The 20,992-nt window shown below is 30.1% G+C and carries 19 protein-coding genes and 1 pseudogene; 12 read left to right on the top strand and 8 right to left on the bottom strand.

What is annotated here, in order from left to right:
* The 3 genes and pseudogenes from ABI549_RS06950 to ABI549_RS06940 form a co-directional block, all read left to right on the top strand.
* A pseudogene (locus ABI549_RS06950) lies at nt 1–606 on the top strand (UDP-N-acetylglucosamine 1-carboxyvinyltransferase); the annotation flags it as partial.
* On the top strand, nt 607–975 hold the full coding sequence (locus ABI549_RS06945; protein WP_348075735.1) for a VOC family protein: 369 nt from the start codon (nt 607–609) through the stop codon (nt 973–975). It abuts the pseudogene before it with no gap.
* 46 nt (nt 976–1,021) lie between these two features.
* Nucleotides 1,022–1,792 (top strand): TSUP family transporter, encoded by a 771-nt coding sequence (locus ABI549_RS06940; RefSeq protein WP_348075734.1) that lies wholly within the window; start codon nt 1,022–1,024, stop codon nt 1,790–1,792.
* Between the two features lie 81 nt (nt 1,793–1,873).
* On the opposite strand, the gene ABI549_RS06935 is transcribed toward ABI549_RS06940, so the two are convergent.
* Nucleotides 1,874–4,348: a DUF5686 and carboxypeptidase regulatory-like domain-containing protein gene (locus tag ABI549_RS06935; RefSeq protein ID WP_348075733.1), complete on the bottom strand. Its 2,475-nt coding sequence runs from the start codon at nt 4,346–4,348 to the stop codon at nt 1,874–1,876.
* A 53-nt stretch (nt 4,349–4,401) separates the two neighbouring features.
* Nucleotides 4,402–4,818, bottom strand: a complete 417-nt coding sequence (locus tag ABI549_RS06930) for a type II 3-dehydroquinate dehydratase (RefSeq protein WP_348075732.1) — start codon at nt 4,816–4,818, stop codon at nt 4,402–4,404.
* Between the two features lie 470 nt (nt 4,819–5,288).
* Here ABI549_RS06930 and ABI549_RS06925 point away from each other — a divergent pair, with 470 nt between their 5' ends.
* The 3 genes from ABI549_RS06925 to xerD all read left to right on the top strand — a co-directional run bounded on the left by ABI549_RS06925 (nt 5,289) and on the right by xerD (nt 7,732).
* Nucleotides 5,289–5,930 (top strand): hypothetical protein, encoded by a 642-nt coding sequence (locus tag ABI549_RS06925; protein ID WP_348075731.1) that lies wholly within the window; start codon nt 5,289–5,291, stop codon nt 5,928–5,930.
* 133 nt (nt 5,931–6,063) lie between these two features.
* Entirely contained in the window at nt 6,064–6,756 is a 693-nt protein-coding gene (locus ABI549_RS06920; protein ID WP_348075730.1) for a hypothetical protein, read from the top strand.
* 76 nt (nt 6,757–6,832) lie between these two features.
* The gene (gene xerD, locus ABI549_RS06915) at nt 6,833–7,732 is read left to right on the top strand and encodes a site-specific tyrosine recombinase XerD (protein ID WP_348075729.1); all 900 of its coding nucleotides are present in this window, start codon (nt 6,833–6,835) and stop codon (nt 7,730–7,732) included.
* 89 nt (nt 7,733–7,821) lie between these two features.
* Here the strand turns inward: xerD and hisS are convergent, their stop codons facing one another.
* Nucleotides 7,822–9,465 carry a histidine--tRNA ligase gene (hisS, locus tag ABI549_RS06910; protein WP_348075728.1) on the bottom strand — a complete coding sequence of 548 codons (1,644 nt, stop codon included), beginning with the start codon at nt 9,463–9,465 and terminating at the stop codon, nt 7,822–7,824.
* A gap of 264 nt (nt 9,466–9,729) precedes the next feature.
* Here hisS and ABI549_RS06905 point away from each other — a divergent pair, with 264 nt between their 5' ends.
* Nucleotides 9,730–10,971 carry an ABC transporter permease gene (locus ABI549_RS06905; RefSeq protein WP_348075727.1) on the top strand — a complete coding sequence of 414 codons (1,242 nt, stop codon included), beginning with the start codon at nt 9,730–9,732 and terminating at the stop codon, nt 10,969–10,971.
* Nucleotides 10,972–10,999: 28 nt separating this feature from the next.
* Here the strand turns inward: ABI549_RS06905 and prmC are convergent, their stop codons facing one another.
* Together prmC and ABI549_RS06895 are read right to left on the bottom strand one after the other, a co-directional pair.
* Nucleotides 11,000–11,854, bottom strand: coding sequence for a peptide chain release factor N(5)-glutamine methyltransferase (gene prmC, locus ABI549_RS06900; protein WP_348075726.1), 855 nt, complete (start codon nt 11,852–11,854; stop codon nt 11,000–11,002).
* 89 nt (nt 11,855–11,943) lie between these two features.
* Nucleotides 11,944–12,447 (bottom strand): GNAT family N-acetyltransferase, encoded by a 504-nt coding sequence (locus ABI549_RS06895; protein ID WP_348075725.1) that lies wholly within the window; start codon nt 12,445–12,447, stop codon nt 11,944–11,946.
* A 28-nt stretch (nt 12,448–12,475) separates the two neighbouring features.
* Between ABI549_RS06895 and ribD the strand changes: the two genes are divergently transcribed.
* From ribD to ABI549_RS06880, 3 genes are read left to right on the top strand one after another with little or no spacing between them, the layout of a single operon-like run.
* Nucleotides 12,476–13,483, top strand: a complete 1,008-nt coding sequence (ribD, locus tag ABI549_RS06890; RefSeq protein WP_348075724.1) for a bifunctional diaminohydroxyphosphoribosylaminopyrimidine deaminase/5-amino-6-(5-phosphoribosylamino)uracil reductase RibD — start codon at nt 12,476–12,478, stop codon at nt 13,481–13,483.
* A complete protein-coding gene (locus tag ABI549_RS06885) occupies nt 13,476–14,087 on the top strand; it encodes an HAD family phosphatase (protein ID WP_348075723.1) in 612 nt (203 codons plus the stop codon). The genes ribD and ABI549_RS06885 overlap by 8 nt, the downstream gene beginning before the upstream one ends.
* A 7-nt stretch (nt 14,088–14,094) precedes the next feature.
* Complete coding sequence (locus ABI549_RS06880; RefSeq protein ID WP_348075722.1) at nt 14,095–14,703, top strand: YigZ family protein; 609 nt, start codon at nt 14,095–14,097, stop codon at nt 14,701–14,703.
* Nucleotides 14,704–14,707: 4 nt separating this feature from the next.
* Here the strand turns inward: ABI549_RS06880 and ABI549_RS06875 are convergent, their stop codons facing one another.
* The gene (locus tag ABI549_RS06875) at nt 14,708–15,109 is read right to left on the bottom strand and encodes a thioesterase family protein (protein WP_348075721.1); all 402 of its coding nucleotides are present in this window, start codon (nt 15,107–15,109) and stop codon (nt 14,708–14,710) included.
* A gap of 197 nt (nt 15,110–15,306) precedes the next feature.
* Between ABI549_RS06875 and dnaA the strand changes: the two genes are divergently transcribed.
* Both dnaA and ABI549_RS06865 read left to right on the top strand, forming a co-directional pair.
* On the top strand, nt 15,307–16,734 hold the full coding sequence (dnaA, locus tag ABI549_RS06870; protein WP_348075720.1) for a chromosomal replication initiator protein DnaA: 1,428 nt from the start codon (nt 15,307–15,309) through the stop codon (nt 16,732–16,734).
* 3 nt (nt 16,735–16,737) lie between these two features.
* A complete protein-coding gene (locus ABI549_RS06865) occupies nt 16,738–17,187 on the top strand; it encodes a low molecular weight protein-tyrosine-phosphatase (protein WP_348075719.1) in 450 nt (149 codons plus the stop codon).
* Nucleotides 17,188–17,244: 57 nt separating this feature from the next.
* Here ABI549_RS06865 and ABI549_RS06860 read toward each other — a convergent pair whose 3' ends face one another.
* Nucleotides 17,245–17,991, bottom strand: a complete 747-nt coding sequence (locus ABI549_RS06860) for a response regulator (protein WP_348075718.1) — start codon at nt 17,989–17,991, stop codon at nt 17,245–17,247.
* A 1-nt stretch (nt 17,992) separates the two neighbouring features.
* Nucleotides 17,993–20,827, bottom strand: coding sequence for a histidine kinase (locus ABI549_RS06855; RefSeq protein ID WP_348075717.1), 2,835 nt, complete (start codon nt 20,825–20,827; stop codon nt 17,993–17,995).
* Nucleotides 20,828–20,992 lie beyond the last annotated feature (165 nt).

Genomic DNA, 20,992 nt, shown 5'->3' with positions numbered 1-20,992 from the left:
AGAATTTTACCTGATATGATTGAAATTGGTTCTTGGATTGGTCTTGCGGCTATGACAAGAAGCGAAATTACGATCAAAAATGTGTCGTGGGACAATTTGGGTATTATCCCAAATACTTTTAGAAAATTAGGAATTACTTTAGAAAAAAGAGGCGATGATATTTATATTCCAACTCACGAAAATTACGAAATAAAAACTGATATCGATGGTTCTATTCTTACCATTGCCGATGCGCCTTGGCCAGGATTAACGCCCGATTTATTGAGTATTATTCTTGTAGTTGCTACGCAAGCAAAAGGTGATGTTTTAATACATCAAAAAATGTTCGAAAGCCGTTTGTTTTTTGTAGACAAACTAATAGATATGGGCGCAAAAATTATGCTTTGTGATCCGCACAGAGCAGTAATTATGGGACATAATTTCGAATCACAACTCAAAGCAACTACTATGTCTTCACCAGATATTAGAGCTGGAATATCTTTGTTAATTGCTGCGCTTACTGCAAAAGGAACAAGTATTATTCAAAATATAGAGCAAATAGATCGTGGTTACGAACGTATTGATGAACGTTTGAGAGCCATTGGAGCAAATATTGTAAGAGAATAAATGAACTTAAATCAAGTTACAATTTCAGTTAAAAATGTAGAGCAATCTATTCTATTTTATCAAAAATTGGGTTTAAATCTTATTGTTAAATCTTTACCTGAATATGCAAGATTTGAATGTATCAATGGAGATGCTACTTTTTCTTTACATAGAAATGAAGAGTTAAATAATGGAACTTGGATTTATTTTGAAGTTGATAATGTTGATGTTAAAATAAGTCAACTTCTAGAAAATGATTTTATTATAAATGATCTTCCGGAAGATAAACCTTGGTTATGGCGAGAAGCTAGATTAAAAGATTTAGACAATAATATCATTATAATTTATAACGCTGGAAGTAACAGAAAAAGTCCGCCATGGCTTATATAATACTAACAAATCCCATTGCGCTTGCTTTGGGATTTATTTTTTAAATATGGAAACCTATATCATTATTTTACTTTGCATTGCTTCGTTTTTTGCTGGATTTGTAGATGCAGTAGTCGGCGGCGGCGGATTAATTCAGACTCCAATAGCGTTAATATTATTACCTAATTTCCCTATTTCGTCAATAACGGGATCATTAAAAATTCCAGGAATTAGTGGCACGAGCGTTGCTGCTTTTCATTATTTGAAGAATGTAACCATGAACTGGAAATTATTAGTCATTATGGCTTTGTTTTCCTGTGGCTTTGCTTTTTTTGGCTCGGAATTATTAACACTGGTAAGTAATGATTTTATGAAACCATTGTTGTTTGGTATCCTAATTTTATTAGCCATTTATACTTTTATCAAAAAAGATTTTGGCCAACACCAAATCAAAGAAATATCAGAAACTAGAATGATACTTTTTGGTATTATTATCAGTTCATTTATTGGTTTTTACGATGGTTTTATTGGTCCTGGAACGGGAAGTTTTCTTGTAGTAGCGTTTATTACAATTCTTGGTTTCGACTTTTTGCACGCTTCTGCCAATGCAAAAATGGTCAATGTAGCTTCAAATATTGGCTCGATTACTTTATTTATTTTGAAAGGAAAAATCATTTGGGCAATGGCAATTCCCATGGCTTTTTGCAATGCTTTTGGCGGTTGGTTGGGCGCGAAAACAGCACTAAAAAAAGGAAATGGGTTTATTAGAATTTTCTTTCTGCTAGTTGTTGTTGGAACTTTAATCCGTTTTGGATATGATGTATTTTTTAAAAAGTGAGATTTTAAACCACGAGTTTTTTACTAACTAGTTTATCATTTAAGGGCATGTAAGAAAACTTTAAACTTGGTTAATTTACCATTAATTCAAAACATTCAAAAATTTCAACCCAAAAATCACACCATCGGTCTGAAAACCATTTTGATATGATCGAACATAATCCAATCTAAAAACTTTAAATTTCCCGAAACCTAAATTATCTAATCCTACAGAAAATTCATGATAAGGCGTTTTATTAGGAACAGAAAGATTATGATAGCCTAAAATTAAATTTGATTTTAATTTATTTAACAATGGGATTTTATTAATAATAAATCCTTTGTCATCATATTCTGAATGCGTTTCAAAAAAAGCATCATTGGTACTATTTGTATAATAAGGCATCAAGTTAAAAACATTCAGGTAATCATTAGTTTGTCCTATTCTAGTTTGATTTCCAGCAAAATGTTTGTAATCTACAAAGGAAATATTAGCTGCATTGAAGAATTTTCCAGCAGTCATATTTACGCCTAAATGTCCTTTGTTTCCTAATGCAAAATCTTGCGTTACTTTTGCTCCTAAATAATCGAAATTATAACTGTTTTGGCTTCCAGCAAAACCTTTTTCGTATGTAAAATAAAGAACAGGATATTTATCATTTGGAATATTAAATTTTCCGTCAGGACGTGTCCAATATTCTTGATCAAAATTTATTTTCCCAGTTATTTTTCCTTTTGCCAAATTATGTTTTACAATGGCTGTAGTCGAATTGTCTAAAGGCAATAACGGATTATTTGAAGTGTATAAATCATCATTTTTTATGATTGTAAAATCCGTATTATTAAACAATGGTTTTCTTTCAGAATAGTCGAAATTGGTATAAATAGAAAAACCATTTACAACTTCTTGACTATAGCTTAATTTGACAAAATTCTTGTCAAATAATTTCATATAATTATCCTTAAAAAACAAGGTGCTAATAGAATTTACAATATCTGAAATTGGTTTCTTTTCATTAAACTGAGTTGCTTCGCTTCCAGCAGAAATAGCTAAAAATGCATTGTTATGATTGTTGAATTTTTTAGAAAAATCGACAATTGCTCTTAGTTTAGTTTCTGCAAAACCATAATTAAATTTTGTTCCAAAATTGGTGTAAGTTCTGTCGTCTGGATTTCGTTTGGTATAGGACAAATCTGCGGATAAATTATAGCCTTGAACCGTATTGAACCTTAATGAGGTTAGTGGTCCGCTATAATTTATAGTTGTATTTTTGTAAGAGTTTTTATAACTGTAACCGGATAAAATTTGTTGTAAATGAAATTTATTTTCTTTTCTATCTATCGAATCTAGATATGTTTTGGATTTTCTTAATGTTTGAATGCTGTCTTTCTTCACATAATCGGTACTTTCTTCTATAGTTAATGGAATTGGACGAATAGAATTCCAGAAACTATCTTCTTTTTTGTTTGAATCTTTTTCGAAGGTGAGTACTTCGTGCGTAAATGTCTTTTTGTCAAATTTAGGTTCAAATTCAAAATTGCTATATACGTAAGTGAATTTTCCTGAAACATTAATTCCTAGTAATCCGGCAATAAAATCGAGACTTTGTGTGTTTTTAGTCCAAATATTATCCATTTTATTATAGCTAAAACTTTGTTTTAATACTAGATTATCCAGCGCAGGAGTTTGCATTCGGTAGCCTTTTAGGTTTACATCGACTGCATAAATGGCCCACGAATCATCTACAATATAAATGTATCCTTCGACTACTGGTTCGGTGTCACGACGTGGAATTACTTTTATCTTATTTATTTGTTGTTTGTCTTCGTTGTAAAAACTACCTTCAATTTTAAATTTATAATAATTAAAAGCATTATCGCTAAGTGGAGAAATCACGTTGATATTAAAAATTATGTAATTTTCATAGAAATCAAAATCGACAGCAGCAGCATTATTAAAACTAAAACCATTGTCTTTTCCGCTTACTTTTGAAGCCACTATAGTTTCTTTCATCTTATCGGGCTTCTGAAAATTTAATCTAGAGACAGTTTCCGATAAATATAAAATCCCCGTTCTAGTAGAATCTAGGGCACCTTCAAAATCGCCCAAATCTTGTCCTAAAATTTTCTTGGGAGCATCTTTTATTTTCATGAGCCCACGAGAGTAAAAATCGGCATTGTATTTTGCAGTTTTAGCTGAGTTTTCCTTTTTTGCGGCTATGGCGTTCCGTATAATTTGTTTGGCTGGATCTTCCTGGTTATTTATAACGACTTCATTTAGAGTGAAGTTTTCTTCTGTCAATTTTATATTTAATTCATATGGAAAAGTTTCAATAGTAATAGGGATTTTTTTGGTTTTAAAACCTAAATATTGAAAAACAACCATATATTTACCTGTTTTTTTTATATTCAATTCGTAAAAACCTTTTTCGTTTGTTGAGGTATTATTATAGGAATTTTCTATAAAAACAGTAACTGAGGGAAGAGAAATATTATTAGCATCTGTTACTAAACCCTTTATTTGAGCATTAGAAAAAAATGAAGATAGGAAGAGAAGAAATAAAATATTTTTTTTCATAATGCTTTTAGTTAGTGACTACAAAATTAAAATCATCTTTATAAAGTAAGAAATTAATTAACAAAACTTTGTATGGCCAATTCATAACTTTTTAATCCAAAGCCAATAATTATCCCATTTGCATTCGGAGAAATATAAGATTGATGTCGGAAAGTCTCACGAGAAAAAGTGTTCGAAATATGCACTTCGATTACAGGTGTTGTTATTGCTTTTATACAATCTCCAATTCCTATTGAAGTGTGTGTGTAAGCACCAGCGTTAAGGATTATTCCGTCATAAGTAAAACCAAATTCTTGTAGCTTATTGATGATTTCTCCTTCTACATTACTTTGGTAATAAATTAATTCGACCGAAGGATATTTAGTTTTTAAGTCTTCAAAATAAGTTGAAAAATCTAGGTTTCCATATATTTCTGGTTCTCGTTTTCCTAAAAGATTAAGATTTGGCCCGTTTATGATAATAATTTTCATTGTTTGTTTTTTGTAAAAATAAAAAAAGCATTCCAATTAAATTGGTAGTTCAACAAATTTTATATTGCAACTATTAGCTTGATTAAATATAAATTTTGAATAACGTCAGATTATCCCAATTATTTAGATAAAGTAGTATCGCTCTACATTTAGCTTTTCAACAATTTTCTTATAAACTAGAGTTTTAATATTTAAAAATATATTTAAAAATATTTCTTTAAACATTTTTAAATAAAAATAAAAAAGCCCGTAATACCTGTAAGTGAAGATAAATATACTAAACAAAGAATTAATCTTGTAGTCCAAATCATAAATAGACCTAACCAAATTCAGTTAGATTTAAAACAGCTATAATATATAAGTATTTGACTACTAAATAAGTATTAAATTGTTAATAACTTTTGCTAACTGCAGATTAACCATCATTTGATTTTAATAATTTTACTTCATTAATTTTAAAAAATAAAACAATGAAAAAAGTATTACTTACAGCTATTGCTGTGTGTGGTTTCACATTTGCAAATGCACAATCTAACAAAGCAGGAACAATGCATGTAAATGTTATGGGGGGATTTTTATCAGGAACAGCTACTGATAAAGCTGACGAAGCTGGTTCAGAGAAGTTTAAAGCTACTGCTACTGGAGCTCAATTTGGAGCTAATTTTCAGTATGGTATTGCAGAAAGTTTTAGTGCTGGTATCGGTTTAGAAGTTGGTACATCAGTATTAACTCCAAAAAATTATGATGGTTATGGTTATTATTCAGATCCATCATTATCTACTTTTAAAGTAATTGTATCAGGAAGATACTATTTCTTAAATGCTGATAAATATAATGTTTATGCTGGTCCATCTGTTGGTTACACAACTGGTAAAGACAAAACAGTTTTGGGTATAGATTATGGAACTGAAAAAACTAAATATTCAGGTTTAAACTATGGTGTTAATGTAGGTGGTAACTACTACTTTACTGATGTTGTAGGTGTTATCTTAAATGTAGGATACGAAGGGAATAGCTTGAAATCTAAACAAAACGTTGATTCTGTTGAGTATACAGGAAAAACAACTCTTGGAGGAGTTAAAGTTATGGCAGGTCTTGCTTTAAAATTCTAAAGTTTATTATGTAATATGTTGAAAACCATTCGTGTTAATTTACAAATGGTTTTTTTGTGAATATTTTTTTACATTTTTTTAATTAGGTAATAAAAAAAATGTAGTTTTGCACAAAATTTTAAAAACAAAAAAAATGAAAAAAGTATTATTAACTGCAGTTGCAGTATTTGCATTCGGATTTGCTAATGCGCAAGATGACGCTTCTTACAAACCTACAAAAGGTACAGTTACAACTGAGGTTGGTTTAACAGGAGGTTTAAACAATGCTGACTTTAACCTTAATACAGGTGTTTTAAAGTTTAGATATTTCCTAAAAGATGATTTAGGATTACGTTTAGGTTTTGCTACAAATTCTAGTAGAACAGAAGCTATAGATAATTCAAATCCAAGTAATGTTGCAACAACAATCGACAAAAACTCTAATTTAACTTTAAACTTAGGTGTTGAGAAACATTTTGCTGGTACTGAAAGATTATCAACTTATGCTGGAGCTGATTTATTAATTGGTTTCAAAGGAGCTAAAACAGAATACACAGAAAATGGTTATTCTTACAATGTTGATGGTGCTAATCAAGATCAAGCTACAGGTAACTTTAGTAATAATGGAGGTAATTACTTCGGATTAAGATTATTAACTGGAGCTGATTATTACATTGCTAAAAAATTATTTTTAGGTGTTGAAGCAGGTTTAAACATTATTACTGGTAAAAATAAAGATATTGAAATTACTGAAACTGCTCAACCAAATGTTAACATAGCTGGAGGTAAATCTTCAGGTATTACTACAAATGTTATTGGTGGAGTTAGAATTGGTTACCAATTCTAATATTCAGAATATTATAAATGAAAACCACGCTATAAGCGTGGTTTTTTTATGCTTAAAAAGTTGTTACTTTGCAATAATGAACTGGAGTAATTATATCAAAAACTTTCAATCCTATCTTAAAATAGAAAGAGGATTGTCTAAAAATTCTATAGATAACTATGTTCTGGATATAGAAAAATTAAGTAACTATTTATTAGATAATAGTATTACTATTTCCCCAATAAAAATAGATGAAGAAACAATTCAGCAATTTGTTTACGAGATTTCTAAAAGTGTCAATCCACGTTCGCAAGCTAGAACTATTTCGGGATTAAAAAGTTTTTTTAATTATCTCATTTTCGAAGATTATCGCCCTGACAACCCGTTAGAACTTATAGAAACACCAAGATTGGGACGAAAACTTCCCGACACATTAAATATTGAGGAAATAGATAGATTGATTGCTGCTATCGACTTGACAATTAATGAAGGTGAGCGAAATCGCGCCATGTTAGAAACACTTTATGCTTGTGGTTTACGTGTTTCGGAATTGGTTTCCCTAAAAATTTCCGATTTATTTTTTGATGAAGGATTCATAAAAATAACAGGAAAAGGAAACAAACAAAGATTTGTGCCTATAAGTGAGCATACTCAAAAATATATTCAGATTTATAAGAATACGGATAGAAATTTGTTGTCAATTCAAAAAGGTTACGAAGATACTTTATTCTTAAACCGAAGAGGCAGACAATTGACCAGAGCAATGATTTTTACAATTATAAAAAATCTAGCTGTTGAAATTGATCTGAATAAAGTAATAAGTCCGCACACTTTCCGACATTCGTTCGCCACACATTTACTCGAAAATGGTGCCGATTTACGATCTATTCAGCTCATGCTAGGACATGAATCGATAACTACTACCGAAATTTATATGCATGTAGATAGAAAACATTTAAGTCAAGTCTTACAAGCTTTCCATCCTAGAAGTAAATAAGTTTTTATCATTTCGACGAAGGAAAAATCTTAAAATTCTTAATTCTTAACATTACCTGACAGGTTTTTAAAACCTGTCAGGTATAAAATTTATTGGAGCAATTTTTTCAATTCCTCAAAAGAAAGTTTTTGTTGTTCCCCAGAAACCAAATTCTTTACAGAAAACTGATTGTTTTTCATCTCGTCATCGCCAACAATTATAGCCAAAGGAATGCCACGTTTCTCTGCATACTGAAACTGTTTAGCAATTTTGACATTGTCAGGATACAATTCGATTTTTACACCTGATTTTCGCAATTCAGTAATAGCTTTCATTGAATATTTGGTTTCTTCTTGTCCAAAATTCAAGAAAATAGCTTTAGAAGTTGTAGTTACTGTTTCTGGGAACAATCCTAATTCTTCTATAACCAAATAAATTCTGTCTAATCCGAAAGAAATCCCGACGCCACTCATGTTTTTAAGCCCGAAAATCCCAGTTAAATCATCATAACGACCACCGCCTCCTATAGATCCCATCGAAACAGCCTTTGGCGGAGCTACTTCAAAAATAGCACCTGTATAATAATTTAATCCTCGAGCAAGTGTTACATCTAAATCTAAAATAGCTGAAGTCAGTCCTAAATCAGAAACATTATCGCAAATAAATTGCAATTCTTCAACACCTTTCATTCCTTCAATGGAATCAGTAAGTAGAACAGATAATTTCGTTATTTTTTCAGAAATAGAGCCTGTAAAATTGAATAAAGGTTGTACTTTCTCTATTGCAGTTTCAGAAATTCCTTTTTCGATCATTTCTTTTTTTACGCCGTCTTCACCTATTTTATCTAGTTTGTCTAACGCTACTGTAAAATCTATTAATTTGTCCGATGCACCAATTACTTCGGCGATTCCGGATAATATTTTTCTGTTATTAATTTTGATAGTCACACCATTTAACCCTAAATCAGTAAAAATGGAATCATACAATTGTACCAATTCTACTTCTTGCCATAAAGATGTTGACCCTACCACATCGGCATCACATTGATAAAACTCTCTAAATCTCCCTTTTTGCGGACGGTCAGCACGCCAAACAGGCTGAATCTGGTAACGTTTAAAAGGAAATTCAATGTCATTTTGATGTTGTACAACATATCTTGCAAAAGGAACGGTTAAGTCATAACGAAGTGCTTTTTCAGAGATATAACCTGTTAAATGTTTATATTTTATTCCATAATAAAAATCAGCGAAAATTGATTTTACAAAATCATCCAATTGAGAATCAGATTTAGATAGTAAATCATCGTTATTAAGTTTTTTAATAATTAAATAAAAAACATCATCTAATAATTCAATTTCTGATATTGTTCCGTCTTTAAAAATAAATAAATTTTTACTTTTTAAATGTAAGGAAAGATTTTTTTTATATAATAAATCATAATCTTTCAAATCAAAAAATTCGTTTGCCTTTTTTAAATAATCTTTATGATATATTACTGAAAATCTAATAAAATCTACTAAAGTTTCGTTAAATTTAGATATATATTCCCCAGAATTCAATATTTTAAAAATTAATCTATCTCCTTCTTCACCATATTTTCCCATTAAGGTTTCAGAATTTTCAAACGAAGGTGTTTCGATAGGTTGAAAACCAAATTTCTCGAAATGAGCTCTCATTTTCTGAATAATGTATTGGCGTTTTGCTACTTCTGCTGGCGAAAAATCACGGGTTCCTTTTGGTATGCTTGGCTTCATTTTGTGTGTATTCGGGTTATTCGATTATTTGATTATTCGATTGCAGAAGGTTTCAAAAATTGCTTTTTAGCCCTGATGGAAGCGAAAATCCTGTTTCGTCTTTTGGGACGAGACAGATTGCAGCGACAGCAGGAAAATGGATTACAAAAAATCCCAAGCTATTCGCTCATAAAACTTTTGCAAATATCTTGTTTTTTAGCCTATTTATAAAATTTTAAATAGAAACTTGTAACAAAATCTGTAATTTCGTGTCAAATAGGTATTATGCTAGGATTATTTAAAGAAAATGTAAAAATTGCGCTGGGTTCTATAAGAACGCAGTTGCTCCGTACTATCTTAACGGTACTTATTATTGCTATTGGAATTACTGCTTTGGTAGGAATTCTGACTGTAGTTTCGGCTTTAGAAAATACTTTGTCTAAAGATTTTGCTTCAATGGGTTCTAATACTTTTTCGATAAATCAGTATGAGAATTCAACCAGAAGAAATGGGGGTGGAGAAAGAGAAATAGTAAATCCAATAATATCATATCCTGAAGCAAAGGCTTTTAAAGATAATTTTGATTACCCACTTGTGCATACTTCAGTTTCATTTACAGCAACGACAACTGCTGAGGTTAAGTTTGAGGCAGAAAAAACAGATCCAGAGGCTTCGGTTGTAGGAGTTGATGATTATTTTATGCCAAATTCTGGTCTTGAAGTTGTAAAAGGTCGAAATTTTACCGCTTTTGATATTGATAACAATAGTTATGTGTGTGTATTAGGTTCTGATTTTGAGAAGAAATTATTAAAAGATTTGAATCCAATAGATAAAATAATTTCTATTCGTGGTGCAAAATTTAAAGTGATAGGTGTTCTTAAAGAAAAAGGATCCACTTTTGGGAATAGTCAGGACTTACGAGTTATGATTCCTATACAAGTCGCTCGAAGTTTATTTACCGCTCCTAATATAAATTACACGACAAGTGTTATGGTCGATAAAAAGGAATTACTAACTAATGCGGTAGATAATGCTGTAATTGCAATGCGTAAAGTTAGAAAATTAAGTCCTATTGAAGATGCTAATTTTGCTATTTCGAGAAGTGATGATTTAATTAATAAAATACTAGATATTACACAATATTTGAGTCTTTCGGCCTGGGTAATTGGAATTATTACAATTTTTGGATCTTCGATTGCGTTGATGAATATTATGTTGGTTTCTGTAACTGAAAGAACTCGAGAAATTGGGGTTCGAAAAGCACTGGGCGCTAAGAAAAGCACCATTGCAATGCAGTTTTTTATGGAAACGTTAGTAATTGGACAATTAGGTGGGATGTTTGGTATTATTTTCGGAATTCTGATAGGTTATGTTATTTCAGTTTTAATCAAATTTGATTTTGTAATTCCTTGGCTCGCAATCACAGCAGCTTTTATTGTAAGTTTTATTGTGGCTGTGGTTTCTGGATCGTATCCTGCTATAAAAGCTGCAAAATTAGATCCTATTGAGGCTTTGCGTTACGAGTAATTTTGTGGTTAAAAATAGTTACGAATATTTAAATAAAATCTGACTTAATCATTCTGTCATTTCCGTAAATATCTTTTTTAAGTTTGATGTTTTTAAAATTGTATTTTTCTAACAATTCGACCATTTCCCTTCCTAAATACTGATTGATTTCGAAATACAATTGCCCGTTTTCAGAAAGGTTTTTAGTAGCTAATTCTGTTATTTTTTGATAAAAAATTAAGGCATCATTATCTTCTACAAAAAGAGCCAAATGGGGTTCATACTCCAATACGTTTTTATGAATTTCCTGTTTTTCTAAATTTCGAACATATGGTGGATTAGAAACTATAATATCAAAACTATCTAATAAATTTTCGGTTTCAAGAATGTTTTTTTCAATAAATGTGACTTTTACATTGTTTAGTTCTGCATTTTTCTTTGCAGTTGCTAACGCTTTTTCCGAAATATCAATAGCAAAAACTTGAGCGTTTGGAAGATTTTTTGCCAATGAAATCGCGATACAACCAGAACCTGTCCCAATATCAAGAATCTTTAAATCTTTAAATCTTTTAATTTTTAAATCTTTAATAATCCATTCGACCAATTCTTCTGTTTCAGGACGAGGAATTAGCGTGTATTCATTGACATAAAAAGGCAATCCAAAAAATTCGGTTTCACCTAATATATATTGTATGGGTTTTTGTTCTTTAAGTTGAGATAAAACCGTTTCCCATTGTAATATTTGTAGGTTATCTAATTCTAAATCTGGATTCAAGACCAAATCGACACGTTTCAGTTCATGAAAAGCTTCTAAGATGATATAAAAAAAGCTTTCAATTTCTTTTTCATCAAAAATTGAAGATAGCTCTTGTATGAATTGTGTTCTGTACTTTTTTATAAGCATTTTTTAATCCTAAATATTTAATAATTAATAACTTATTTGTTTAATGGAATTCGTTTTTTTAACCACATAGAAATATAGTTTTATTTTATTTAGTAATTTTTAAGTCTTATTAATTGTTTTATCATCCAAACAGGACAAGAAGTGTGACCAGTATTTCCCATGGGTTCACAAAGGTATTCGAAACCAACTTTTTTGTATAGTTTTTGTGCGGCTTCCATATACGGCATGGTTTCTAAATAACATTTCTCATACTCGAAACTTTTGGCGATGTCAAGACATTTCTCCATTAATTGGGAACCAATTCCTAATCCTCGAGCTTCTGGCAAGAAATACATTTTTTGTAATTCGCAAATTGTTTCCGCTTCGTTTTCTAACGGAGCAATTCCAGCTCCTCCAATCACAGTGCCATTATTTTCTACTATAAAATATTTTGTTTTTGGATTTTGATACGTTTCAAACAAAAAATCCAATTGCGGATCAGCATAAGCGGTTCCTACTTTTGGCGCACCCAATTCCATTAAAACATCACGAACAATTTTTGCAATTGCTTGATTGTCTTTTTGTTGAATTTCTCTAATTATAATATTATTCATTCTAAAACTAAAATCTTATTTTTGTGATGTGAAGATACATGAATTTTACATAAAACGTTGCATCGAATTAGCCAAAAATGGTTTGCCTTCAGCGATGCCTAATCCTTCGGTTGGCGCAGTAATTGTTTTTGAAAATAAAATTATTGGCGAAGGCTACACTTCTGCTTATGGTGGAAATCATGCCGAAGTAAATGCTATTGCATCGGTAAAAAATAAAGAATTATTAGCAAAATCGACAATCTATGTCAGTTTAGAACCTTGTAGTCATTTTGGAAAAACGCCTCCTTGTTCGGATTTAATTATCAAATATAAAATTCCAAATGTTGTTATAGGTACTGTCGATTCTAATAGTATAGTGTCAGGGCAAGGAATAAAAAAATTATTAGAGGCTGGTGCCAATGTGGTTGTGGGAATACTTGAAGCGGAATGTAGGGAATCTAACAAACGTTTTTTTACTTTTCACGAAAAAAAGCGGCCTTATATTATATTAAAATGGGCAGAAACGGAAGATGGATTTATTGCACCATCTTCAAAAAACGAACAAAAACCAGTTTGGATTACCAATATTTACTCCCGACAACTAGTCCATAAATGGCGAAGTGAAGAACAAGCGATACTTGTGGGAACGCAAACGGTTATTAATGATAATCCGAAATTAGATGTTAGAGATTGGACTGGAAATAATCCGATAAAAATTGTTTTAGATAAAAATAATAGAATTCCAAAAGAAAGTCATATATTTGATATTTGCCAAAAAACACTAGTAATTTCTGACAAGACAATTGATTATTCTGAAAATTTAGCTTTGCAAATTGCGACATTTTTATTTGATAATAATTTACAGTCCGTAATTATAGAAGGCGGAAGGCAAACTTTACAGACCTTTGTAGATGAAAATTTGTGGGACGAAGCAAGAATTTTTAGAGGAAAAGAGATGTTTTCTAGTGGTACAAAATCCCCTGTAATTACTGGAAAAATAGTGGCGAAAAGCAAAATAGACAATGACGAACTATTAATCTATTTAAACTATGATTAACACTATTATTTTCGATTTTGGCGATGTATTTATCAATCTAGATAAAGAAGCTTCGCTTACGGCATTAAAAAAATTAGGTTTACACTCTTGGAATGATGAATTTGAACATTTAAATCAAGAGTTTGAACGAGGAAAACTAACCGAAGTTCAATTTATTATTGGAATAAAAAAATTAATACCAAACGCTTCTATTGATGACATAAGAGCTGCTTGGAACTCCGTGCTTTTAGATTTCCCTCTACAAAGATTAGAGTTTTTGCAACGATTGTCTATGATGAATTATAAGTTATTTTTGTTAAGCAATACTGACGAAATTCATATAGCAAAGTTTGAGCACATGCTTGGGGCTACATTTATAAGAGAATTTTATCAATGTTTCGAAAAGGTATATTTTTCTTTCGAAATTGGAACACGTAAACCAGATATACAAGCTTTTAATTACATTATTAATAAACATGATTTAATAACAAATCGTACTTTGTTTATTGATGACAAAAAAGAGAATACAGATATTGCAGCCTCTTTAGGAATGCAAGTTTGGAACATTATTCCAGGGAAAGAAGATATCACTCAGCTTTTCGATAAAAAATTTATTCTTAAATAGTTTTTTTTTGGAAATACGAGACTCTTATTTTAGTATTGCTGAACCATCTCCTGAAGTTTTATTTAAAGATAAAAACAGCAAGTTTTTTGGTTATGCATTTCCAATTATTTCGGAAGAAGAAGTAAAAATTCATATAGAAAATCTTAAAAAGCAACATTTTTCAGCTAGACATTGGTGTTATGCCTATCAGATAGGTACAGATAAAATGCAATATCGTGCTAATGATGATGGTGAACCCAATAATAGTGCAGGAATGCCAATTTATGGACAAATTCAATCCTTTAATGTTACTAATCTCTTGGTGGTTGTAGTTAGATATTTTGGCGGTGTAAAGTTAGGAGTTGGTGGACTAATTTCTGCATACAAAACTGCAGCACAAATGGCGCTCGAAGAATCTGAAATTATTGAGAAAACTATTGATATTCATTTTCTAATTCAATTTGATTATAAGAATATGAATAAAGTGATGCGGGTTATTAAAGAAAAAAATATTAAAATCGTTTCTCAAAAAATGGAAGGGGCTTGTGAAATAGAAATTGCAACCCGAAAAAAAAATGCCAAAAGTATATTTGACATTTTTGAAGGAATTTTTGAAGTTGGTATAAAAGAAGTTTAGCTAATTACATCTCTTTCAATTTCTCATTTACATAATCTGGAGGTAAAGTTGGTCGACCAGTTTTCATGTCTACAAATACTAAAACCGAGTTGCCAGTTGTTAATAACTCATCGCTTTCATTGTAAATTTCGTAATCAAATTCGATCTTGACTGAAGTTTGGCTTTTAAAAATTGTTTTGACCCTTAACTCATCATCATAACGGGCTGGTTTTTTATAATTCATGGTTAGGGAAACTACAGGGAGCATAATTCCGTTTTCTTCCATCCATTTATAAGAAATTCCTAGGTTTCTAAGCCATTCAACGCGTCCCATTTCAAAATATTGAGCATAATTTCCGTGATAAACTACTCCCATTTGGTCTGTTTCGGCATACCGAACTCGGACTTTAAATTGATGTCCTTTCATTTAATATTATATAAAATTTAATAATTGTTTAAGGTCAAAAAAATAGCTCTTACGACATTTTTTTTATAAAATCAATACTATAAAAATTTTTTTTTAACGATTTTATGACTCATATTTGCTATCCCAAATTAAGCAAAAAATCTACTTGTTTTTTTGTAAATATAACCTTATAATTTTAAAGCGTAAGCATGCATAATATGAATAAAACTGCTGAATCGGTGTGGGACAACTGTCTATCTTTTATAAAAGATAACATTCAGGAGCAAGCCTATAAAACTTGGTTTGAACCTATTAAGTCTGTCGAGCTAACTGATAACGCATTATATATTCAGGTGCCTAGTAAATTCTTTTATGAATGGCTAGAAGAACATTACGTAAAATTACTTAAAGTAGCATTAACTAAAGAACTTGGTAAAAATGCAAAGTTACTTTATAAAATTAAAATGGAAAACACTTATGGGAATAAACTTCCGTTTACGGAACAATTGCCAAGTGCTCACCGTTCGCCAGTAAAAACGCAAGAAATTGACGTTCCTGTGCAACAAAAAAATCCAGAATTAAGAAATCCTTTTATTATACCTGGAATTCGTAATTTAAAAATTGAATCACAGCTAAATGCAAATTATAGTTTTGATAATTTTTTAGAAGGGGATTCTAATAGATTGGCTCGTTCTGCAGGAATGGCTGTAGCTAACAAACCTGGCGGAACATCATTCAACCCATTACTCATTTTTGGTGGTGTAGGATTAGGAAAAACACACTTGGCTCACGCTATTGGTGTTGAAATAAAAGACAAATATCCAGACAAAACAGTATTGTATATTTCTGCCGAAATATTTACACAACAATATATAGAATCTGTTAAGAAAAATACCAGAAACGATTTTATACATTTTTATCAATTAATCGATGTTTTGATTATTGATGATGTTCAATTTCTTTCAGGAAAAACAGGAACACAAGATGTATTTTTTCACATTTTCAATTATTTGCATCAAAACGGAAAGCAAGTAATTCTTACTTCAGACAAAGCTCCTGTTGATATGCAAGATATCGAACAACGTTTGTTGTCTCGTTTCAAATGGGGATTGTCTGCCGAATTGCATCAACCTGATTATGAAACAAGAATTTCAATCTTAAAGAATATTTTGTATCGTGATGGTGTTGAAATTCCTGAAGAAATTATAGAATATGTAGCACGTAACATAAAAAGTAATGTTCGTGAACTAGAAGGAGCTATTATTTCTTTGATTGCACAATCTTCTTTCAACAAAAAAGAAGTGACTTTAGAATTGGCTAAACAAGTAGTCGAAAAATTTGTTAAGAATGTAAAACGTGAAGTATCTATAGATTATATTCAGAAAGTAGTTTCCGATTATTTTCAGTTGGATTTAGAAATTTTGCAATCTAAAACAAGAAAACGTCACGTGGTACAAGCAAGACAATTGGCTATGTTTTTTGCAAAAAGATATACCAAAGCTTCTTTAGCAAATATTGGCTCTCAAATTGGAGACCGTGATCACGCTACTGTTTTACATGCTTGTAAGACTGTTGATAATTTAGTTTCTACCGACAAGCAATTCAAAAAGTTTGTTGATGATATCAACAAAAAATTATCTCTATAGTATATGACAAAGGTATTGATGGTTTGTTTGGGAAACATTTGTCGTTCTCCACTTGCCGAAGGTATTTTACGATCTAAACTTTCATCAGATTTTGTTGTAGATTCTGCTGGAATTGGACATTGGCATATAGGAAACCCTCCCGATGCAAGGTCTATAAAAATAGCAAAAGAAAAAGGGATTGATATTTCGAACTTAAAAGGGCGTCAATTCTCTAAACAAGATTTCTCAGATTTCGACTATATTTATGTGATGGACAATCAGAATTATAAAGATGTAATTGCACTTGCTTCTCATGAAAATGAAAAAGAAAAAGTGCAACTTATTCTTAATGAATTATTTCCTGATGAAAATGTAGATGTTCCAGATCCTTATTACGGTTTGCAAGATGGTTTTGAAAGAGTGTATGATATGCTCGATGAAGCTTGTACTGAAATTGTAAAAAAACTTAGTTAGTTTTTTAGTTTTACAAATTTAGTTTTCAAAAAACAAATGTCAAATATCAGTTGTTATTTATCTTTTTATCATTTGTATGGTATCTAAAAGGTATTGTACTTTATCTTGAGAAATAGGTAAATGCATACCATCTTTTAGTTCAATACTACCACCATCAGATTTATTGTAAGCAACTACAAAATTTGTATTAACAATATGCGATTTATGAACTCTAACAAAACGAGGATTATTGCATAAAATATCTTCAAAATTTTTCAAATTTCTACTTACAACATGTATTACTTGATTAGTACATTTTAGTTCAGAATAAGCGCCATCACCTTTAATACAAATAATACTGTTGGTTTCAATAAACAAAATATTACTACCGCTTGGAATTGCAATTTTATCTAGAACATCTTGCTTCATGGTTTCTTTTAAAAGCGAATAATTAGATTCTACACTTTTTTGTTTTTCTAAACGCGCTATTGCATTAGATAATTCTTCGGGATTTATAGGTTTTAATAAATAATCTACTGCGGAGAATTTAAATGCTTGCAATGCATATTCATGATAGGCCGTTGTAAAAATAATTTTAAATTTCACTTCATTTTCATCAAAAAAATCTAGTAATTCTAATCCACTGTGACCAGGCATTTCAATATCTAACAAAACAAGGTCTGGTTGGTATTTGTGTATGGCTTTTACTCCTTCGGGCAAGTTCTCACATTCGGCAACAATTTCTACATTTGGGCAATATTCTTTAACCAATAGCGTTAAATTTAACCTTGCTCTTTTTTCATCATCAATTATAATTGCTTTCATTTTAATAAGATATTGGGATTTTAAAAATGACAGTCGTTCCTAACGCTTGTTCTAATGGGTTTGTTTTATCAATAAAATCAATAGATATATTCTTATGAGTATATTGGTTTAACAAATTAATTCGGTTTTGCATGGCTTCAGTAGCAAACGAATTGTGATTTTTATTTTTTATTGTGTTTAATTCAGCACTTTTTTGTCTACCAATTCCGTTGTCATCAATCGATATTTGTAATAAGTCATTGTTTAGTTCAAAAGTGATTTTTAATTCTTTTTTACCTTGTTTGTGTAATAATCCATGTTTTATAGCATTTTCAACATAAGGCTGTAATAACATAGAAGGAATTTTAATGTTTTCTGCCTCTATTTCAGATTTCAAAATGATTATATAAGTAAAATCGTCTTCAAAACGTGCTTTTTCAATATCTAAATAGAGTTTTAATGTTTTAATTTCTTCATTAATAGAAATGGTTTCTTTCTCCGTCATTTCTAAAATGGTTCTCGTAAGGTTCGAGAATTTCGACAAATATTCTATGGCTTGTTTTTTCTCATTGGATAAGATATAAGATTGCAAAGTATTGAGCGCATTGTAAAAGAAATGCGGATTCATTTGCGATTTTATAGCTTTTAATTTTGATTGGTTTAGATTTTTTTCTAGATTAATTTTATCTAAAGCCAGTTTGTTTTTCTTTTGAATTTTTGAAATCTGAAATTTGTATAAGGTATATAGAAGTAGAAAAAAAATGATGCTTAAAAATAATAAAACAAAAGGATTCAACCAAATAGGTTTCTTTATTATGAAGTTGATATACTGAATTTTAGAACAATTTTTGGCATTAATTTTTAATCGTATTTCATATTCATTGGGAGATAATGAGGACAGTATTAAATTTCGGTTATCAGTGTCTAGGACGTTCCATTTTGAATTATTGATACTGTATAAAACACTAAATTTTTCATTTGGAACAAAGGATAACACTGTAAAGTTTATTTTAATATTGTTTTCATCAAATTTTAAAATATTGTCTTTTTTAGTAATCTGTTTTTCATCGTTTACAGATATTTCATTGATAAATAATTTAGGTAGATGAATTGTTTTGTTCGAATTATTTTTTTTAACAATAATACCTTTTGAGGAAGCAAAATAAAACTGATTATCAAGTAAGGTTATATCTGTTATCTCATTGTCTTTTGTTACTGTAATAATTTTTTTGAATGCATTCGTGTCTATATTTATTTCGTACACTGCATTATTTATAAAAACAAAAAGAGAATTATTTTCTAAATCAATTCGGTCTATTTTTTCATTTGCAATAGCTTTTGGTAAATCATAAAGTTTGATTTCATTTCTGGTCGATATCGAATAGATTTTTTCGTTGCTTGAGAAACCGTAAATCGCTTTGTTATAATAATATAGTTTAGTAAAATAAATTGTAGTTTTATTATATTTAATTTCATTTTGCTTTTTTTTAGAAAAAGCAATTAGACCATTGTTAGTGGCATAATAGATGGTTTGGTTTTCTGGATTGTAGGCTGTTGATTTTCCGTTGCAATTAGTAACCAAGTTGGAATGTGTGACATTTTCTGTTACGGTTGATTTGTATTTTTTTATTACATTATTCCAATCACTTTTTAAACCATTATCAATTGTAAAAACACCCGAAGCATTACTAGCAGCATAAGAGAAATATTTAGCATCAATTCTAGTAACGGACTTCACAGCACCAACACCTAGTTCTTTTGTTTTTTGATTTGCGATTAATTTAAAATGTGAAGAAGTTAAAAAAGTGGTATTGGAATTGGCGTCATAAAACAATTGATATACATCATGATTTAAATTTCCTTTATAAATACCGGAACAATAGTAGGTTTTAGGATCTATTTTGATAACGGCATCATTTTCTAAACCTACTAGTATATCGTTTCCTGATTTTGTTATTACAATGGGTTTAGAAGGTAACTCAATAATTTTTGTGTCAAAATTTTCAATAAAATAAACACCTTCATTAATTGTAGAAACCCAATAATTGTGTTGTTTGTCTTTATAAATAAAAGAAATGTTTTTGTCTGAAAAATAGGTTGTTGACTGATTTGTTTTAGAATCAACTAGAATAATTCCTTTGGTTGTACAAAGCCAAAGATTATCGTTGGGAGTGGCTAAATTTTGAATAAACTCTGTTGGGAAGTTAAATTTTCGTTTTATGAACTTTCCATTTTCAAAATAGCAATAATTATTGGTGTATTTTGAAATAATAACAATTCCTTTTCTTGTGTTTTGAACAATTGGAGCATTAAATTCGGCTTTGAAATTAGCAGGAAAAAAATAAGATTTGGTGTTGCCACTTTCGTCAATTTCATATAGCTTATCATCAAATACGTATAATTTATCTTCAGTACAAAACACAAAATTTAAGTTGCTAAATTTTAAGCTTACTTTTTTTGTGGGTTTAAGTGTTTTTAAATCGTAAAATTGTACAGCATCTGTTTCTAAAACTAGCAAATAATTGTTGATTATTCCATAACGGAAATAACCTAAAGGCATGTTTTGTGCTAACGCTTTTATTTTTTCATTTTGAATATAATATAAAAAACCATCAAAATTTTCATACCAAATCCGACCATATTTATCTTCTTGAATGCAAGAACCCGATTTTGATGTTTGAAAATCAGCAGTATAGGTTTTTATAATGTTTCCGTCATATTTGCAAATTCCTTTTCCTGAAGCAAACCACATAAAACCTTTACTGTCCTGAAAAACATCATAAATACTATTGGAAGGCAAGCCAGACGTATTGTCTATAGTCGTATAGTATGGATTTTGACCCAAGGCCAATTCCATAAAAAATAAAAAAAATATTAAACATGTTTTTTGCAAGTAGTAAGATTTGAAACAAATGTAAAGAATAAAGTTAAAAGTAAAATATTCAGTTTATGAAACAGGGTTTTGGGTTAACGAAACTGATTTTCGTAAACCCAAAACCCTGTTTCGTAAACTCATTACTTT

This window comes from Flavobacterium sp. (assembly GCF_039932285.1).
Classification (GTDB): domain Bacteria; phylum Bacteroidota; class Bacteroidia; order Flavobacteriales; family Flavobacteriaceae; genus Flavobacterium.
The sequence above is the reverse complement of the archived record's forward strand: the minus strand, read 5'-3'. Positions and strand labels throughout refer to the sequence as shown.

What these genes read in the sequence shown, in the direction of transcription:
- dnaA (WP_348075720.1), top strand. Translation starts at nt 15,307, where the DNA reads ATGAATAAAACTGCTGAATCGGTGTGGGACAACTGTCTATCTTTTATA.
- ABI549_RS06895 (WP_348075725.1), bottom strand. Translation starts at nt 12,447, where the DNA reads ATGAATAATATTATAATTAGAGAAATTCAACAAAAAGACAATCAAGCA.
- prmC (WP_348075726.1), bottom strand. Translation starts at nt 11,854, where the DNA reads ATGCTTATAAAAAAGTACAGAACACAATTCATACAAGAGCTATCTTCA.
- ABI549_RS06875 (WP_348075721.1), bottom strand. Translation starts at nt 15,109, where the DNA reads ATGAAAGGACATCAATTTAAAGTCCGAGTTCGGTATGCCGAAACAGAC.
- xerD (WP_348075729.1), top strand. Translation starts at nt 6,833, where the DNA reads ATGAACTGGAGTAATTATATCAAAAACTTTCAATCCTATCTTAAAATA.
- hisS (WP_348075728.1), bottom strand. Translation starts at nt 9,465, where the DNA reads ATGAAGCCAAGCATACCAAAAGGAACCCGTGATTTTTCGCCAGCAGAA.
- ABI549_RS06855 (WP_348075717.1), bottom strand. Translation starts at nt 20,827, where the DNA reads ATGGAATTGGCCTTGGGTCAAAATCCATACTATACGACTATAGACAAT.
- ABI549_RS06940 (WP_348075734.1), top strand. Translation starts at nt 1,022, where the DNA reads ATGGAAACCTATATCATTATTTTACTTTGCATTGCTTCGTTTTTTGCT.
- ABI549_RS06860 (WP_348075718.1), bottom strand. Translation starts at nt 17,991, where the DNA reads ATGAAAGCAATTATAATTGATGATGAAAAAAGAGCAAGGTTAAATTTA.
- ABI549_RS06905 (WP_348075727.1), top strand. Translation starts at nt 9,730, where the DNA reads ATGCTAGGATTATTTAAAGAAAATGTAAAAATTGCGCTGGGTTCTATA.
- ABI549_RS06925 (WP_348075731.1), top strand. Translation starts at nt 5,289, where the DNA reads ATGAAAAAAGTATTACTTACAGCTATTGCTGTGTGTGGTTTCACATTT.
- ABI549_RS06930 (WP_348075732.1), bottom strand. Translation starts at nt 4,818, where the DNA reads ATGAAAATTATTATCATAAACGGGCCAAATCTTAATCTTTTAGGAAAA.
- ABI549_RS06885 (WP_348075723.1), top strand. Translation starts at nt 13,476, where the DNA reads ATGATTAACACTATTATTTTCGATTTTGGCGATGTATTTATCAATCTA.
- ABI549_RS06945 (WP_348075735.1), top strand. Translation starts at nt 607, where the DNA reads ATGAACTTAAATCAAGTTACAATTTCAGTTAAAAATGTAGAGCAATCT.
- ABI549_RS06865 (WP_348075719.1), top strand. Translation starts at nt 16,738, where the DNA reads ATGACAAAGGTATTGATGGTTTGTTTGGGAAACATTTGTCGTTCTCCA.
- ABI549_RS06920 (WP_348075730.1), top strand. Translation starts at nt 6,064, where the DNA reads ATGAAAAAAGTATTATTAACTGCAGTTGCAGTATTTGCATTCGGATTT.
- ABI549_RS06935 (WP_348075733.1), bottom strand. Translation starts at nt 4,348, where the DNA reads ATGAAAAAAAATATTTTATTTCTTCTCTTCCTATCTTCATTTTTTTCT.